The sequence below is a fragment of the Streptomyces sp. NPDC037203 genome (assembly GCF_055605065.1).
In genome coordinates this window covers 1-1433 of the sequence record NZ_JBVJUC010000026.1, presented here as the reverse complement: position 1 = coordinate 1433, position 1433 = coordinate 1, and the positions used below count along the sequence as shown (strand labels likewise).

At 57.4% G+C, this 1433-nt stretch carries 1 rRNA gene; it reads right to left on the bottom strand.

Annotated features, from left to right (window positions below):
• Nucleotides 1-1433, bottom strand: a 23S ribosomal RNA gene (locus ACZ7EC_RS32740); the annotation flags it as partial.

Genomic DNA, 1433 nt, shown 5'->3' with positions numbered 1-1433 from the left:
AGCTAACCGGTCCCCTTAACGTTCCAGCACCGGGCAGGCGTCAGTCCGTATACATCGCCTTACGGCTTCGCACGGACCTGTGTTTTTAGTAAACAGTCGCTTCTCGCTGGTCTCTGCGGCCACCCCCAGCTCAGACCGTAAAGATCATCACCAGGTGTGGCCCCCCTTCTCCCGAAGTTACGGGGGCATTTTGCCGAGTTCCTTAACCATAGTTCACCCGAACGCCTCGGTATTCTCTACCTGACCACCTGAGTCGGTTTAGGGTACGGGCCGCCATGAAACTCGCTAGAGGCTTTTCTCGACAGCATAGGATCATCCACTTCACCACAATCGGCTCGGCATCAGGTCTCACCCTTGATGAGTGGCGGATTTGCCTACCACTCGGGCTACACCCTTACCCCGGGACAACCACCGCCCGGGATGGACTACCTTCCTGCGTCACCCCATCACTCACCTACTAACCGCTTGGTCCGGCGGCTCCACCACTCCCCTTTGCCCGAAGGCTCCGGGGCGGCTTCACGGCCTTAGCATCACGATGCTCGATGTTTGACGCTTCACAGCGGGTACCGGAATATCAACCGGTTATCCATCGACTACGCCTGTCGGCCTCGCCTTAGGTCCCGACTTACCCTGGGCAGATCAGCTTGACCCAGGAACCCTTAGTCAATCGGCGCACACGTTTCTCACGTGTGAATCGCTACTCATGCCTGCATTCTCACTCGTCAACCGTCCACAACTACCTTCCGGTGCTGCTTCACCCGGCAGACGACGCTCCCCTACCCATCCACACAGGCGTTGGCCCTATTATGTGAATGACACGACTTCGGCGGTACGCTTGAGCCCCGCTACATTGTCGGCGCGGAATCACTAGACCAGTGAGCTATTACGCACTCTTTCAAGGGTGGCTGCTTCTAAGCCAACCTCCTGGTTGTCTGTGCGACTCCACATCCTTTCCCACTTAGCGTACGCTTAGGGGCCTTAGTCGATGCTCTGGGCTGTTTCCCTCTCGACCATGGAGCTTATCCCCCACAGTCTCACTGCCGCGCTCTCACTTACCGGCATTCGGAGTTTGGCTAAGGTCAGTAACCCGGTAGGGCCCATCGCCTATCCAGTGCTCTACCTCCGGCAAGAAACACACGACGCTGCACCTAAATGCATTTCGGGGAGAACCAGCTATCACGGAGTTTGATTGGCCTTTCACCCCTAACCACAGGTCATCCCCCAGGTTTTCAACCCTGGTGGGTTCGGTCCTCCACGAAGTCTTACCTCCGCTTCAACCTGCCCATGGCTAGATCACTCCGCTTCGGGTCTTGAGCGTGCTACTCCACCGCCCTGTTCGGACTCGCTTTCGCTACGGCTTCCCCACACGGGTTAACCTCGCAACACACCGCAAACTCGCAGGCTCATTCTTCAAAAGGCACGCAGTCACGAGA